At 62.9% G+C, this 13,471-nt stretch carries 14 protein-coding genes, 1 tRNA gene and 1 riboswitch; of the genes, 7 read left to right on the top strand and 8 right to left on the bottom strand.

The genetic code is table 11. The features are described from left to right. Positions 1-192: 192 nt before the first annotated feature. Positions 193-267, bottom strand: a tRNA-Thr gene (locus BMX92_RS23830). Positions 268-360: 93 nt separating this feature from the next. Between BMX92_RS23830 and BMX92_RS27565 the strand changes: the two genes are divergently transcribed. Further along, positions 361-540: a hypothetical protein gene (locus BMX92_RS27565; RefSeq protein ID WP_093021361.1), complete on the top strand. Its 180-nt coding sequence runs from the start codon at positions 361-363 to the stop codon at positions 538-540. Positions 541-544: 4 nt separating this feature from the next. Here BMX92_RS27565 and BMX92_RS23840 read toward each other — a convergent pair whose 3' ends face one another. Then, the gene (locus BMX92_RS23840) at positions 545-2,326 is read right to left on the bottom strand and encodes an aminopeptidase P family protein (RefSeq protein WP_093021273.1); all 1,782 of its coding nucleotides are present in this window, start codon (positions 2,324-2,326) and stop codon (positions 545-547) included. 110 nt (positions 2,327-2,436) lie between these two features. Here BMX92_RS23840 and BMX92_RS23845 point away from each other — a divergent pair, with 110 nt between their 5' ends. The 3 genes from BMX92_RS23845 to BMX92_RS23855 all read left to right on the top strand — a co-directional run bounded on the left by BMX92_RS23845 (position 2,437) and on the right by BMX92_RS23855 (position 5,580). Further along, positions 2,437-4,497 carry a S9 family peptidase gene (locus BMX92_RS23845; RefSeq protein WP_093021276.1) on the top strand — a complete coding sequence of 687 codons (2,061 nt, stop codon included), beginning with the start codon at positions 2,437-2,439 and terminating at the stop codon, positions 4,495-4,497. Beyond that, positions 4,497-4,898 carry an acyl-CoA thioesterase gene (locus tag BMX92_RS23850; protein WP_093021280.1) on the top strand — a complete coding sequence of 134 codons (402 nt, stop codon included), beginning with the start codon at positions 4,497-4,499 and terminating at the stop codon, positions 4,896-4,898. Before BMX92_RS23845 ends, BMX92_RS23850 begins: the two co-directional genes overlap by 1 nt. 61 nt (positions 4,899-4,959) lie before the next feature. Then, positions 4,960-5,580 (top strand): hypothetical protein, encoded by a 621-nt coding sequence (locus BMX92_RS23855; protein ID WP_177185230.1) that lies wholly within the window; start codon positions 4,960-4,962, stop codon positions 5,578-5,580. An 8-nt stretch (positions 5,581-5,588) separates the two neighbouring features. On the opposite strand, the gene BMX92_RS23860 is transcribed toward BMX92_RS23855, so the two are convergent. Continuing rightward, complete coding sequence (locus BMX92_RS23860; protein ID WP_093021283.1) at positions 5,589-7,433, bottom strand: ABCB family ABC transporter ATP-binding protein/permease; 1,845 nt, start codon at positions 7,431-7,433, stop codon at positions 5,589-5,591. A gap of 53 nt (positions 7,434-7,486) precedes the next feature. Further along, on the bottom strand, positions 7,487-7,999 hold the full coding sequence (locus BMX92_RS23865) for an Ivy family c-type lysozyme inhibitor (RefSeq protein ID WP_093021285.1): 513 nt from the start codon (positions 7,997-7,999) through the stop codon (positions 7,487-7,489). A gap of 266 nt (positions 8,000-8,265) precedes the next feature. Between BMX92_RS23865 and BMX92_RS23870 the strand changes: the two genes are divergently transcribed. Continuing rightward, positions 8,266-8,865 carry a DUF6891 domain-containing protein gene (locus BMX92_RS23870; protein ID WP_256213584.1) on the top strand — a complete coding sequence of 200 codons (600 nt, stop codon included), beginning with the start codon at positions 8,266-8,268 and terminating at the stop codon, positions 8,863-8,865. Between the two features lie 215 nt (positions 8,866-9,080). Here the strand turns inward: BMX92_RS23870 and BMX92_RS23875 are convergent, their stop codons facing one another. The 3 genes from BMX92_RS23875 to BMX92_RS23885 form a co-directional block, all read right to left on the bottom strand. After that, positions 9,081-9,347 (bottom strand): LysR family transcriptional regulator, encoded by a 267-nt coding sequence (locus BMX92_RS23875; RefSeq protein ID WP_093021291.1) that lies wholly within the window; start codon positions 9,345-9,347, stop codon positions 9,081-9,083. A 179-nt stretch (positions 9,348-9,526) separates the two neighbouring features. Next, positions 9,527-9,922, bottom strand: coding sequence for a type II toxin-antitoxin system death-on-curing family toxin (locus BMX92_RS23880; RefSeq protein ID WP_093021294.1), 396 nt, complete (start codon positions 9,920-9,922; stop codon positions 9,527-9,529). A 1-nt stretch (position 9,923) separates the two neighbouring features. Beyond that, positions 9,924-10,151 (bottom strand): AbrB/MazE/SpoVT family DNA-binding domain-containing protein, encoded by a 228-nt coding sequence (locus tag BMX92_RS23885; RefSeq protein WP_093021297.1) that lies wholly within the window; start codon positions 10,149-10,151, stop codon positions 9,924-9,926. A 75-nt stretch (positions 10,152-10,226) separates the two neighbouring features. On the opposite strand from BMX92_RS23885, the gene BMX92_RS23890 reads away from it, so the two are divergent. Next, entirely contained in the window at positions 10,227-10,481 is a 255-nt protein-coding gene (locus BMX92_RS23890; protein ID WP_093021300.1) for a type II toxin-antitoxin system Phd/YefM family antitoxin, read from the top strand. After that, positions 10,478-10,744: a Txe/YoeB family addiction module toxin gene (locus BMX92_RS23895; RefSeq protein ID WP_093021303.1), complete on the top strand. Its 267-nt coding sequence runs from the start codon at positions 10,478-10,480 to the stop codon at positions 10,742-10,744. Before BMX92_RS23890 ends, BMX92_RS23895 begins: the two co-directional genes overlap by 4 nt. A 570-nt stretch (positions 10,745-11,314) precedes the next feature. Here the strand turns inward: BMX92_RS23895 and thiC are convergent. Further along, a complete protein-coding gene (gene thiC / locus BMX92_RS23905; RefSeq protein WP_371262525.1) occupies positions 11,315-13,249 on the bottom strand; it encodes a phosphomethylpyrimidine synthase ThiC in 1,935 nt (644 codons plus the stop codon). A 55-nt stretch (positions 13,250-13,304) separates the two neighbouring features. Beyond that, a riboswitch (TPP riboswitch) is annotated at positions 13,305-13,414 on the bottom strand. Positions 13,415-13,471: the final 57 nt, after the last annotated feature.

Raw genomic sequence — 13,471 nt, forward strand, 5'->3', positions numbered from 1 at the left:
CATGCGTGCTTGCAAAACAGACAGGAGCTTCGAAGCCATGATCTACATCGCCGCAGCCGTCATCAACTCACGATGAATCCCCACAAGCCCTAGGATACGCTCGATCCTGCTTCCGTGGTGCTTCCGTGAGAAAAACACCGGTACTGGAGGCCCCGAAAGGGAGTCATAAGATATTGTAAATTAGGGAGAAAATGGTGCTGCCGGTGAGGATTGAACTCACGACCTCAGCCTTACCAAGGATGCGCTCTACCACTGAGCTACGGCAGCACTCTATTTTCATCACCTTAGCGCCGTTTGCGCTTCGGAGGCCGGGCCTATGGCCGCCCGTTGATCCGATGTCAAGGCGGGTTGCGGCCGATCATGCATTTTGCTTATGCGCTGTGCATGGCTGAAACACAGGATGAGAAAAAAGCACGGCTGGCGCAGGCGCTGCGGGACAATCTGCGTCGCCGCAAGGCCCAGAGCCGGGACGCGCAAAATCATGACATAGCGCGGGAGGGTGCGGCACCGCCCCCTCCCGTCGGCGAATCACAGGATTGATTCGTCAGAGCGGCGCACAGGCCGCCTTGAGCCAAGCGAGTGCGTCGCCCTCCAGCTGCGGGCCGACCAGGTCCAGCACCGCGGCATGATAGGCGTCGAGCCAGGCGCGTTCCGCCTCGCTTAGTATCTCGGTGGCGATGACGGCACGGTCGATCGGCGCGAAGGTCAGCGTTTCGAAGCCCAGCATCGGCTTTTCCGCGCCGGCTATGGCGCGCTCCTCGACCAGCACCAGATTTTCGATGCGGATGCCATATTCGCCGGTCTTGTAATAGCCCGGCTCATTGGAGAGGATCATGCCGGCCGCGAGCGGTTCATCGCCACCACCGAAGGTCGCGATCCGCTGCGGTCCTTCATGCACCGACAGGAAGCTGCCAACGCCGTGGCCTGTGCCATGGGCATAATCCAGCCCTTCGGCCCAGAGATATTGGCGGGCGAGCGCATCGAGTTGACCACCGCGCGTCCCCTTGGGGAAGACGGCACGGGCGAGGGCGATATGCCCCTTTAGGACCAGCGTGAAGCGGCGCTTCATTTCCTCGGTCGGAGTGCCGATGGCGATGGTGCGGGTGACGTCGGTGGTGCCGTCGCGATACTGGCCGCCCGAATCGACCAGATAGAGGCTGTTCAGTTCGATCGAGCGGTTGGTCTTTTCCTCCGCCCGATAATGAACGACCGCGCCGTTCGGCCCCGCGCCGCTGATCGTGTCAAAGGACAGGTCTTCAAGCAGGCCGGTATCCTTGCGGAACGCCTCCAGCCGGTCGGAAGCGGAAAGTTCGGTGAGGCTGCCCTTTGGCGCTTCGACCGCGATCCAGTGGAGGAAGCGGCTGAGCGCCGCGCCGTCACGCGCCTGCGCCGCCTTGTGGCCGGCGATCTCGGTGTCGTTCTTGATCGCCTTGGGCAGAATGGCAGGATCGCGCAGCGACAGGATCGTCGCGCCGCCGGCGTCGAGGCCATTGAAGATCGCGGCGACCGCCCGTTCGGGATCGGCCACGACCGTTTTGCCGTTCAGGTCCGCCAGCGCTTCGGCAAAGGCGGCGCGATCATGGACGCGCACCGCATTCCCCAGATGCTTGGCCACGGCCTCGTCCATCTTTTCCGGCGCGACATAGAGGTCGGCGGTCGCATCGGCATGGACGATGGCATAGGCGAGCGCGACCGGGGTGCATTCCACATCCTTGCCGCGAATGTTGAAGGTCCAGGCGATCGAATCGAGCGCGGAAAGGACGACGGCATCGGCCTTCTTCTCCGTCAGCCAGTCAGCCATGGCAGCGCGCTTCTCGGCGGCAGACTGACCGGCGAAGCGATCATCATGGACCACCAGCTTGGCATCGCTGGGCGCCGGGCGATCCGGCCAGACGGCATCGACCGGATTGGTGTCGACCGCGACCAGTTCTGCGCCCTTTTCGGCGAGGGCCTCGGTCGCTTGGCGAACCCAGGCGCGGGTGTGCAGCCAGGGATCATAGCCGATGCGCGCGCCCTGCCCGGCATGATCCTTCAGCCAGGCCGCGATAGAGGTCTGCGGCACACTTTCATATTGCCAGTGCGCGCCATCCACCTGTTCGCGCACCTGAAGCGTATAGCGGCCGTCGACGAAGATCGCCGCTTCCTCCGGCAGGACCACGGCGCTGCCCGCAGACCCCTGGAACCCGGTCAGCCAGGCGAGCCGCTGGGCATAGGCGCCGACATATTCGCTCATATGCTCGTCGGTCAGGGGGACCACGAAACCATCCAGCTTCTGGCGTACCAACTGGGCACGCAGGGCCTTTAGGCGATCTTCATAACTGGACATCGAACTTCCCTTGGATCATTCCGGCCTCTTGCGTTGGCCATAATGCCGACAACATAGAGGGGCCGGCGCGCTTATTCCAGCGCAGCCCCCGTCTGGACCATGGATAGTTAATGACCGATCAAATACAGCCACCTGTCGCCCAACGTCGTCCCCACAGCTTCACGCATCACGGGATCACGGTGGACGATCCCTATGCATGGCTGCGCGATCCGGGCTATCCCGACGTCAAGGACAAGGATGTGCTGGCCTATCTGGAGGCCGAGAATGGCTGGTTCGAGGGCGCTATGGCCCCGCACAAGCCGCTGCTCGACACGCTGTTTCAGGAAATGAAGGGGCGCATCAAGGAGGATGACCAGTCGGTTCCGCAGAAGGATGGCGACTATATCTACTGGCGCGCCTTCGAGACCGGGGCGCAATATCGAAAATGGTATCGCAAGCCCGTGGCAGGCGGCGACGATCAATTGATTCTGGATGAACCCGCGCTGGCGGAAGGGCATGACTATTTCCGGCTGGGCGCCATGTCGGTCAGCCCGGATGGCCGCTATCTGGCCTATGCGATCGACACCAACGGGTCGGAACGGTTCGAGGCACGGATCAAGGATCTGTTTTCGGGCGAGATATTGCCCGAAGTCATTCCCGATACGCTGTCGTCGCTGGTGTGGACCAGCGATTCAAAGGGGCTGCTCTATGGCCTGGCCAATGACAATTGGCGGACGGACAATGCGCGGCTGCACTGGCTGGACCAGGATGTGGCGAGCGACGTCGAGCTGTTCCATGAGGATGATGAGGGGTTCCGCGTCTCGATCGGCCTCACATCCTCGGAAAAATGGATCGTCATCGCGACCGGCGATCATGTCACCAGCGAAGCCTGGCTGATCCCGGCTGATAATCCGACCGCCGCGCCTATGCTGGTGGCAGCGCGCAAGCCCGGGCGCGAATATGATGTCGATGAGCATGACGGCACGCTCTACATCAAGACCAACGATGCCCACCCCAATTTCCGGCTGGTGAAGGCGACGCTGGACGCTCCCGACCAGTGGGAAGAAGTGATCGCGGCCGACGCGCATTTCTACCTGACCGATTTCACCCTGTTCAAAGGCTTTTACGTCACCGAGGGGCGGCAGGACGGCCTCGACCAGATCGAGCTGCGCGATTACGCCACGCATAGCCCCAAGCGCATTGCCTTCCCCGAAGCCAGTTACTCCGCATCGCTGGACGACAATCCCGAATATGATGTGACGAAACTGCGCATCGGCTATGAATCGATGGTCACGCCCGACACCATCTATGACTATCATCTGGAAACGGGTGAACTGGAGGTACTGAAGGTCCAGGAAATTCCTTCGGGCTATGACGCCAGCCGTTATGCGGCCGAGCGGCTTATGATCGCGGCGCGGGACGGCACCGAAATTCCGGTGTCGATCGTCTATCCCAAGGATTTCCCGCGCGACGGCAGCGCGCCGCTGCACCTTTATGGCTATGGCGCCTATGGGCTGGCGATGGAGCCGGGCTTTTCGACCAGTCGGCTGTCGCTGCTGGATCGCGGCTTTGCCTTCGCCATCGCCCATATTCGCGGCGGCGACGATATGGGCCAGCAATGGTATCTTGACGGCAAGCTGGACAAGCGCACCAATACCTTCACCGACTTCGTCGATGTGGCAAAGGGGCTCATCGATCTTGGCTATAGCAGCAAGGGCAGGATCAGCATTTCGGGCGGGTCGGCTGGCGGCGAGTTGATGGGTGCGGTGATCAACTCCGATCCCGACCTGTGGGGCGCGGTGGTGGCGCATGTGCCGTTCGTCGATGTGCTGAACACCATGCTGGACGAGACGTTGCCGCTGACGCCGGGCGAATGGCCCGAATGGGGCAATCCGATCGAGGATGAGGCCGCGTTCCGCACGATCCAGAGCTATGATCCCTACACCCATGTCAGCGCGCAGGATTATCCGCCGCTGATGGTGACGGCGGGCCTCAACGATCCGCGCGTGACCTATTGGGAGCCGGCCAAATGGGTGGCTAAGCTGCGCGCGACCAAGACCGACAACAATATCCTGCTGCTCAAGACCAATATGGGCGCGGGCCATGGCGGCAAGTCGGGGCGGTTCGAGAGCCTGCACGAAACCGCCGAGGAGTTCGCCTTCATCCTGTGGCAACTGGGAGTGGAAGGCTGATGGCGTCTAGCTTCACCAAGCAGTTCATCGCGCAGGCCCAGCATATCGATGTGCTGGGCCATGTGAATAATGCGGTGTGGGTGCAATGGATGGAGCAATTGTCGGTCGAGCATTGGATGACCGACGCCGATCCCGCTCATGTCGACGCCTATATCTGGGTCGTGACGCGGCATGAGGTCGATTATCGCGGCAATGTAGTCGAGGGCGATGTCGTCAGCGGGCGCACATGGATACCCGAAGGACCGCGCGGCGCGCGGTTCGACCGGTTCATCGAATTTACCGGGCCGGACGGCAAGGTGAAAGTCGCCGCAAAATCCACCTGGGCCATGATAGACAAGGAAAGCGGGCGCCTGATGCGGGTGCCGGCAGAAGTCGCGGCTCCTTTCCTGAACGCCAGATAAAGGAACATCCAGACGAAGATGCCCGTTTCTACCGCCATCATCAACAAGGATGGAGAGAAACATGAAGAACATCTTCAAGTCTAGCATGGGCGGCCTGCTAGCCGCTTCGGCTCTTGCCCTGACTGCCAGCCCGGCATTTGCGGGTGACGAGGAGCGCGCCCTTGCCGCGATCGCGCAGGCGCAGGGCAAGATCAATGCCGCGCAGCGATTGCCCAATGAAGGCGCTGCGCCGGAACTGCTGGCCAAGGCGCAGGCTTCGCTGCGACTGGCGCAGGAAAGCTATAAGAGCGGCAAGGAACAGGCCGCGATCAAGTCCGCCGTGGAGGCGCAGCAATTTGCCGACACGATGATCGGCGAGAATCAGCAGCAGGCCAATGTCGATGCCCAGATGCAGGCGCAGGCTACCGTGGATGCACAGGCTGAAGCCAATGCCGCCAATGCCCGTGCCGACGCCGCCGAAGAGGCCGCTGCCTCGGCCGCCATGGATGCGCAGGCGGCCCGGAATGCCGCCGCAGCGGCGGCTTCCCGCCCGGCAACGACCACGGTGACCACTGAGACGGTCAAGACCGCGAGCGCCGCGCGCACCACGCCCAAGCGCAAGATCGTCCGCAAGACCACGACGACCGCCCCGCGCACCGCCTCTGCCGAACAGACGACCACCACCGTCACCACGCAGAATTGAAGGAGCGCCTAGCGCTCCACCACTTCGAATATATCCTCTATGCCCGGTTCGCCGGGCATGGTTTCGCGTTCGGCGGCCTGACGCGCCCACATGGTGGCGTAAAGGCCGTCGGCGCGGACCAGGTCGGCGTGGCGGCCCCGCTCCACGATCATGCCCTTGTCCAGCACGATGATCTCGTCCGCATCGACCACGGTCGACAGGCGGTGGGCGACGACCAAAGTCGTGCGCTTCCTGCTGATGTCGCGCAGCACGGTCTGGATTTCGGTTTCGGTGCGGCTGTCGAGCGCGCTGGTCGCTTCGTCCAGCACCAGTAGCGGCGGGTCCTTCAGCAGGGTGCGGGCGATGGCGACACGCTGTTTTTCGCCGCCCGACAGCTTCAGGCCGCGCTCGCCGACGCGGGTGGCATAGCCCTGAGGCAGGTCCATGATGAAATCATGGATCGAGGCCGCCCTGGCCGCAGCCTCTATTTCCTCCTGCGGCGCGCCTTCGCGGCCATAGCCGATATTATAGCCGACCGTATCGTTGAAGAGGACCATGTCCTGCGGCACGATGCCGATCGCGGCGCGCAGCGAGGCCTGGGTCACGGCGGCTATGTCCTGCCCGTCGATCGTCACCTGCCCACCCTGAATGTCGTAGAAGCGGAACAGGATGCGGGCGATGGTGGACTTGCCCGCGCCGGACGGGCCGACGATCGCCAGCGTCCTGCCGGCCGGGACGGTGAAGCTGACGCCGTGGAGAATCTCACGCTCTGGATCATAGCCGAAACGGACATGGTCGAAGCGGACCTCCCCGCCCGACACATGCAGTGCCGGGGCGCCGGGTGCATCGGCGACTTCGGCCTGGGTGTCGATCAGCTGATACATCGCCTCCATGTCGATCAGCCCCTGCCGGATGGTGCGATAGACCATGCCGAGCAGGTCGAGCGGCCGGAACAGCTGGGACAGCAATGTATTCACCAGCACCACGTCGCCGGTCGAGAATATCCCCCGGCTCCAGCCCCAGACGCTGTAGGCCATGGCGCCGGCCATCATCAGATTGGTGATCAACGACTGGCCGATATTGAGCCAGGCAAGGCCATTTTCGCTCTTCACCGCCGCCTGCGCATAGCGGCGCATGGCAGCGCCATAGCGCTGTGCCTCCCGCGCTTCCGCGCCGAAATATTTAACCGTCTCGAAATTCAGCAGGCTGTCGACGGCATGGGCGACGGCATTGGTGTCCATGTCGACCATGTCGCGGCGCAGCTGGTTGCGCCATTCGGTGACGGTGCGGGTGAACCAGATATAGAGCGCCACCATGACGACCGTCGCCGTGACGAGGCCGGGGCCGAACTTCACCAGGAAGATGGCGCAGACGGCGACCAGTTCGATGATCGTCGGGGCGATGTTGAACAGCAGGAAATAGAGCATGTTGTCGATGCTCTTGGTGCCGCGCTCCACGATCTTGGTCACGGCGCCGGTCCGCCGGTCGAGATGGAAGCGCAGCGACAGGCGGTGCAGATGGATGAAGACGTCGTCGGCCAGACGCCGACCAGCCTCCTGACCCACTTTTTCAAAGACGGCGTTGCGCAGATTGTCGAACAGCACCCCGCCGAACCGCGCGCCCGCATAGGCGACGACCAGCGCCATGGCGAGGCCGGCGGCGGGCTCCAGACCCGGCGCCATGCGATCGATCGCCGCCTTGTAGGCGAAGGGCATGACGAGCGTGACCAGCTTGGCCAGCAGCACCAGCGCCATGGCGACGACGACCCGGCGGCGCAGCGCAGGCGCATCCGCCGGCCAGAGATAGGGCAGGAAGCGGCGGAAGGTCGCCCAGATCGGCGGGACCGGCGAGGAGGAGGCTGTATCGGGGGGCATTGCCGCCTATCTAGGCGCGGGCGCGCGATATTCCAAGGATGGCGGGCGTGGGATCATCCCTCCACCTGCGGGCATTGGCCGGGGCGCTGCTCCTCCTTGCCGGCGATGAACCAGCGGACCTTATCGGCGGCCACTTCCTCGTCATAATAGCAGATTTCCGCCGTGCCGCTTTTGGGATCGATCAGCGTGATCCACTGGTGCGGGCCGCAATTATGGGTTTCGCAGGCCCAGGACGCGACCTTGCCATCGACCAGCGCGATCGGGGTGGAGGGGCCTTCCCCGTCGCGCACCCATTTGCGGACCGTCTTGTCGGACACGGCCGTGTCCACCGCCTGCGCAACGGTCGGATCGTCATGCCAGCTATGCCCGTCCACCTTGTCGAACGGATAATGGCCGACATAGCGGGCAAAGTCTGCGGCCGGGGCAGGGGTCACGATATTGGCCGGGGCGGGCGTTTCCACGGTGGCATTGGCGGCTGGCGGGGCCTCTTCCTTCTTGTCTTCGCCCGTGCAGGCGGCAAGGGCGAGCGGCGCGATCAGCATCAGCAGACGAATGGGGGCAGCCATGGGCGATCCTTTGACTATGGGCTGGACGGGGCGAGGGTGGAGCGTTCGCGCCTGGGAGGCAAGACCGGCTGTAGGAAAGCGGCGATGCCGACCCCATATCCCGTACATTGAGACGCAGGATGAAGATGCCCCCTTTCCCTTTGCCGTATCGCGCGGCATGGTAGGGGCATCGCAGGAGAAGCAGACGCATGTTCGCAGCTTTGTGGAATCGGATTTTCGGGCAGCGGATTTTCGGAACCAGGGCAGATATAACAGCGCAGCAGGCCGTGACGCAAAGCTATGACCCGGTGGAGGCCTTGCGCGATCTGGTGCGGCGGGACGTGGCCGGTGGTTTCTATGACGACGACGCCATCCTGACCAACGCGAACGACGTGTTCGAGGAAGAATTGCCCCGGCCGCTGTTGCGGGTGGAGGCATCGGCCGCGTTGCGCGCGGCGCTGGCCCATCATCGTGCCGCCGAGCAGGGCTGGGACGAGATCACCGATTGCGACCGGCTGGACGCCGCCTTCGACGCGCTGGAGGCGGAAGGGGTGATCGCCCGACAGAATTTCACCTGTTGCGGCACCTGTGGCGCATCCGAAATCTGGGACGAGGTCGAGGAAGCGCGCAAGGATGGCATGATCGCGCAGGGCTATGCCTTTTTCCACATGCAGGACACGGAAGCGGCGGTCGAGGGACATGGCCTGTATCTGAGCTATGGCGCGTGCGAGGAAGGCGAGGACGCCGCGATCGCGATCGGCCATCGCATCGTCGCCGCGCTGGAGGCGGAGGGGCTGGCGATCGAATGGGACGGCAGTCTGGGTCAGCGGATCGGCGTGGCGCTGGTGTGGAAGAAAAGGCGGACGCTGGTGAAGCTGGAAGGCTGAGGCCGTAAAATAGGACAGGCCGAAGTTCACACTGTCGTCGGCTTTTTTGGGGCAATTGCGCCGCCTTTGCGTCCATGACGCGCCTGTTACGCACCATATTTGCGCCTGTTGCGCGCCACCGGGCCGATCCGCCACGCGCCGGTGACGCGCCTGCGACGCAACGATATCGCGGCTGTAACGCCTCTGCGATGCCCCTGCGCCACCCCATGGCCGCGTCAGCGCCGCGCCGGGGCAGGCGGACGACAATGACCGGCAATCGGATCGGCAAGCGCATGGGCGTGCAGCTCCAGCGCGCGGCTCCAGTCATGGTCGAAGGGCGTGCCCGCCAGCCGACGGCGCAACCGATGCGCGCTGGACGCCGACATGCCCGCCGTGCGGGCCGCCTGCACGACGCTGCCGCATTCGAACAGGGTGGTGAGAAAGAGGCGCTGCCGGACAGGCGTCCAGCGCGCGGGAGCGGAAGGGGGTGCTTGCTGTTCCATCCAGCAGGATAGATCAGGCGAAATCCTATTTTGGAAGGGAAATAGGAAAAGCGGTCAGAGTCTGTCTGGGAATGCGCCTTTGGCGCATCCGCACCGGCGTTCAAACGAGTCACGTGCCTCGTTTGAAGGCCGGTGCGGCTACAAAAATGCGCTCTTTCGCGCATTTTTCAAACGGTCTCTCAGACGCCGGTCAGGTGGATGCGGAACCAGTCGGCGAGGTCGTCTTCGGACAAGGTGCCCGCCGCCAGTTCGAGGAAGGCGACGACCAGTTCGGCGTCGCTCGCTATCAGGGCATAGCCGTTGAGCAGCAGTAAGGTTTCGCTGACCACCGCCGCGATCCGCTTGTTGCCGTCGACAAAAGGATGATTGCGCGCAAGGCCATAGGCATAGGCGGCGGCCAGTGCGGCGGCATCCGGATCGCCATAATGAGCCAGTTGCTGCGGGCGTGCCATCGCGCTTTCGAACAGGCCGCGATCGCGCAAAGCATCGCCCCCGCCGCCATGTTCGGCAATCTGTTCGGCATGGACCGCCTCCGCCACGGCCGGCGTGACCCAGACCCAGTCCGGCCCGGCCATATTATTTGGCCAGTTCGCGCAGCGCCCGCTTGCGCCGCGCCATCACCTCCCGCGCGGCGGCCATCTGCGCGTCGAAATCAGGCTCTGCTGCGGAGAGTTCGATCCCGCGCGGGGTGAGGACGACCGAGAGGCTGTCACCGGCGGCAGCCTGAAGATGCGCCAGCAATTCCTTGGGCAGGATCACCCCGGCACTGTTGCCGATCTTCGTGATTTTGAGGGGCATGTTCATACGAGGGTTATAACATGCTGCTGGGCAGCGCTCAATCGCTTTGCAAATTTGTACGAATTTCTGTACAAGAATCGCATGCAGACCCTCAGCGTTTCCGAAACCCGCGCCAATCTCAAGGCCGTGCTCGACCGTGTCGTCGCCGACAAGGCGCCGATCCAGATCGTGCGGCCCAAGGGCGAGGGGGTGGTGATGATTTCGGAAAGCGAATGGGAGGGCATGCAGGAGACGCTGCACCTGCTGTCGTCACCCACCAATGCCAGGCACTTGCTGGAGGGCATCCGGCAGCTGGATGCCGGGCTGGGCGAGGGGCATGAACTGATCGCGCCGTGAAGATCGTCTTCGGATCGCAGGCGTGGCAGGATTATGTCGCGTGGGCGGCAGATGATCCCAAGATGCTGGCGCGGATCAACGCCCTGATCGGCGAATGCCGCCGCGATCCGTTTCGCGGCACGGGAAAGCCGGAACCGCTGCGGCAGAATCTGGCAGGTTGGTGGTCAAGGCGCATCACCAGCGAGCATCGACTGGTCTATCGGGTCAGCGGATCAAATGAGACGCAGGCGCTGGAAGTGCTGAGTTGCCGGTATCATTATTGAACATGGTCGATTTGAGCGTGACTGATCCGGAAAGATCAGTCACGCTCGTCAGAGATCGCGGTCCAACAGCAACACGTTGTTTCACAAACGCGATGTACGACCTATAGCTTATTTTATCGCGTTGTGTAACAACGTAGCGACGTATTTTATGATAAAGTACTGATTTTGCTTAAAATATTTTTTCTTGCCTAAATGAGCACAAATGGTAAACAAAACAGGGGCCGAACGTACCACCGTTCGGCCCCTGTTCGGAGGCATTTGCCTACCTTGTGCGTGCTTACGCGAGGCAGGATTATAATGCCTTCATTCCAGAGGTCAATGCTCACGACTGAGCATCGACCTCAATATGAAGGAAAACTCTATGGCGAAACCTATTGGAACAACTGCTCGCACCGGCGAAGCCTGCCCGGAATCCGGCATTTGGAAGCCTGCAAACGGAGTAACCACGGCGCCAATCGCCAAAGGCAATCGGATGCCGCCGTACAACGGCGCGGCTACGACTTGGACGCTGATCCAGTACGCCTAACTGATGAAATCCAGGGCAGGATCTTCATCTGCCCCGGATTTGATTCAATCATGCTCCCTGCCGCCAGCGCCCATATACAGCTCGCTGCCGGTTTCCTTGAAGAGCCTGCTCATTTCTTCCATGCCTTTCAAGGCGGCTGCCTTGCTGGCCTGCGCCACTTCCGCGCCGGTCAGGCCGGCTTCGAGGAAGCCGTCGGCGGGCTGGTTCTTCTTTGCGGCGAAATCCCTGACTTCCTGCGTGATCTTCATCGAGCAGAATTTGGGGCCGCACATGGAGCAGAAATGGGCGCTCTTGGCGCCTTCGGCGGGCAGGGTCTGGTCGTGATATTTCTCGGCCGTGTCGGGGTCGAGCGACAGGTTGAACTGGTCGCGCCAGCGGAATTCGAAGCGGGCGCGGCTCAGCGCGTCGTCGCGGACCTGGGCTGCCGGATGCCCCTTGGCAAGGTCAGCGGCGTGGGCGGCGAGTTTATACGTCACCACGCCGACCTTCACGTCATCACGGTCGGGCAGGCCCAGATGCTCCTTGGGCGTGACGTAGCAGAGCATCGCCGTGCCGTACCAGCCGATCTGTGCCGCGCCGATGCCGCTGGTGATATGGTCGTATCCCGGCGCGATATCGGTGGTGAGCGGCCCGAGCGTGTAGAAGGGGGCTTCGCCGCAGACTTGCAGCTGCTTTTCCATATTCTCCTTGATCTTGTGCATGGGCACATGGCCCGGCCCTTCGATCATCACCTGCACATCCTGTTTCCAGGCGCGGTGGGTCAGTTCGCCCAGCGTGTAGAGTTCGGAGAATTGCGCTTCGTCATTGGCGTCGGCGATGGAGCCGGGGCGCAGGCCGTCGCCGAGGCTGTAGGCGATGTCATAGGCCTTCATGATCTCCGTGATTTCGTCGAAATGCTCGTAGAGGAAGCTTTCGCGATGATGGGCGAGGCACCATTTCGCCATGATCGAGCCGCCGCGCGAGACGATGCCGGTGACGCGCTTCGCCGCCATCGGGATATAGGCAAGGCGCACGCCCGCATGGATGGTGAAATAGTCGACGCCCTGTTCGGCCTGCTCGATCAGCGTGTCGCGGAACACCTCCCACGTCAGATCCTCGGCGATGCCGCCGACCTTTTCGAGCGCCTGATAGATGGGGACGGTGCCGATCGGGACCGGCGAGTTGCGGATGATCCATTCGCGCGTGTCGTGGATGTTGCGACCGGTGGAGAGGTCCATCACCGTGTCGGCGCCCCAGCGGATCGACCAGACCAGCTTGTCGACTTCGGCGGCGACGTCGGAGGCGACGGCCGAATTGCCGATATTGGCGTTGATCTTCACCAGGAAATTGCGGCCGATCGCCATCGGCTCGGATTCCGGATGGTTGATGTTGGACGGGATGATGGCGCGGCCACGGGCGACTTCGTCGCGGACGAATTCGGGCGTCACATAGTCGGGGATCGACGCGCCCCAGCTTTCGCCGTCACGGACATAGTCCTTCAGACGCGCGCGGCCGAGATTTTCGCGCTCAGCGACATATTCCATTTCCGGGGTGATGATGGCGCGGCGGGCATAGTGCATCTGGGAGACGTTCTGACCGGCCTTGGCGCGCAGCGGGCGCTTCACCACATTGGGGAAGGGCTGCACGCCGCCCGAACGGTCCGGCCCCTTGAGGCCATTATCCTCCGGCTTGATCGCGCGCGCGTCATAGTCCTCCACATCGCCGCGCTCGACGATCCAGTCGCGGCGCAACTGATGCAGGCCGGCCATGATGTCGATCTGTGCATCGGGGTCGGTATAGGGGCCGGACGTGTCATAGACGCGGACCGGCGGTTCGCCGCTGCCCGGCTCCAGATGAATTTCGCGCATCGCCACGCGGCGCGGGCCGACATGGATCTTCTTCGAGCCACGAATGGGGCCAGTTGTGACGTTCATTGCGGCCTGCCGGCCGATGAAGCCTTCGGCTTCGGGCATCTCGGTGCGGGCGGGGACGTCTGCCATGCTCTTCTCTCTCCTTCGGGCGGAAAGAGAGTGCGGATGGTGTCACGGAAACTGTGTCACGACGCGCGTCCCTCCCTCCGCCGGTGTCAACCGGATCAGGTTCAACGGGTCGTGGCCACATAGCCACCTCTCAACCGTCTGCGGACGGTCCCCCGGGGTGCACCCTGCTTAGCCGATGTGGGAGCGAAGGAAAAGCCCCCGACCCGAAACCGGGTGTTGCGG

The organism is Sphingobium sp. YR768, from assembly GCF_900111125.1.
In the GTDB taxonomy this organism is placed as follows: Bacteria; Pseudomonadota; Alphaproteobacteria; order Sphingomonadales; family Sphingomonadaceae; genus Sphingobium.

What these genes read in the sequence shown, in the direction of transcription:
- BMX92_RS27565 (WP_093021361.1), top strand. Translation starts at nt 361, where the DNA reads ATGCATTTTGCTTATGCGCTGTGCATGGCTGAAACACAGGATGAGAAA.
- BMX92_RS23840 (WP_093021273.1), bottom strand. Translation starts at nt 2,326, where the DNA reads ATGTCCAGTTATGAAGATCGCCTAAAGGCCCTGCGTGCCCAGTTGGTA.
- BMX92_RS23845 (WP_093021276.1), top strand. Translation starts at nt 2,437, where the DNA reads ATGACCGATCAAATACAGCCACCTGTCGCCCAACGTCGTCCCCACAGC.
- BMX92_RS23850 (WP_093021280.1), top strand. Translation starts at nt 4,497, where the DNA reads ATGGCGTCTAGCTTCACCAAGCAGTTCATCGCGCAGGCCCAGCATATC.
- BMX92_RS23855 (WP_177185230.1), top strand. Translation starts at nt 4,960, where the DNA reads ATGAAGAACATCTTCAAGTCTAGCATGGGCGGCCTGCTAGCCGCTTCG.
- BMX92_RS23860 (WP_093021283.1), bottom strand. Translation starts at nt 7,433, where the DNA reads ATGCCCCCCGATACAGCCTCCTCCTCGCCGGTCCCGCCGATCTGGGCG.
- BMX92_RS23865 (WP_093021285.1), bottom strand. Translation starts at nt 7,999, where the DNA reads ATGGCTGCCCCCATTCGTCTGCTGATGCTGATCGCGCCGCTCGCCCTT.
- BMX92_RS23875 (WP_093021291.1), bottom strand. Translation starts at nt 9,347, where the DNA reads ATGGAACAGCAAGCACCCCCTTCCGCTCCCGCGCGCTGGACGCCTGTC.
- BMX92_RS23880 (WP_093021294.1), bottom strand. Translation starts at nt 9,922, where the DNA reads ATGGCCGGGCCGGACTGGGTCTGGGTCACGCCGGCCGTGGCGGAGGCG.
- BMX92_RS23885 (WP_093021297.1), bottom strand. Translation starts at nt 10,151, where the DNA reads ATGAACATGCCCCTCAAAATCACGAAGATCGGCAACAGTGCCGGGGTG.
- BMX92_RS23890 (WP_093021300.1), top strand. Translation starts at nt 10,227, where the DNA reads ATGCAGACCCTCAGCGTTTCCGAAACCCGCGCCAATCTCAAGGCCGTG.
- thiC (WP_371262525.1), bottom strand. Translation starts at nt 13,249, where the DNA reads ATGGCAGACGTCCCCGCCCGCACCGAGATGCCCGAAGCCGAAGGCTTC.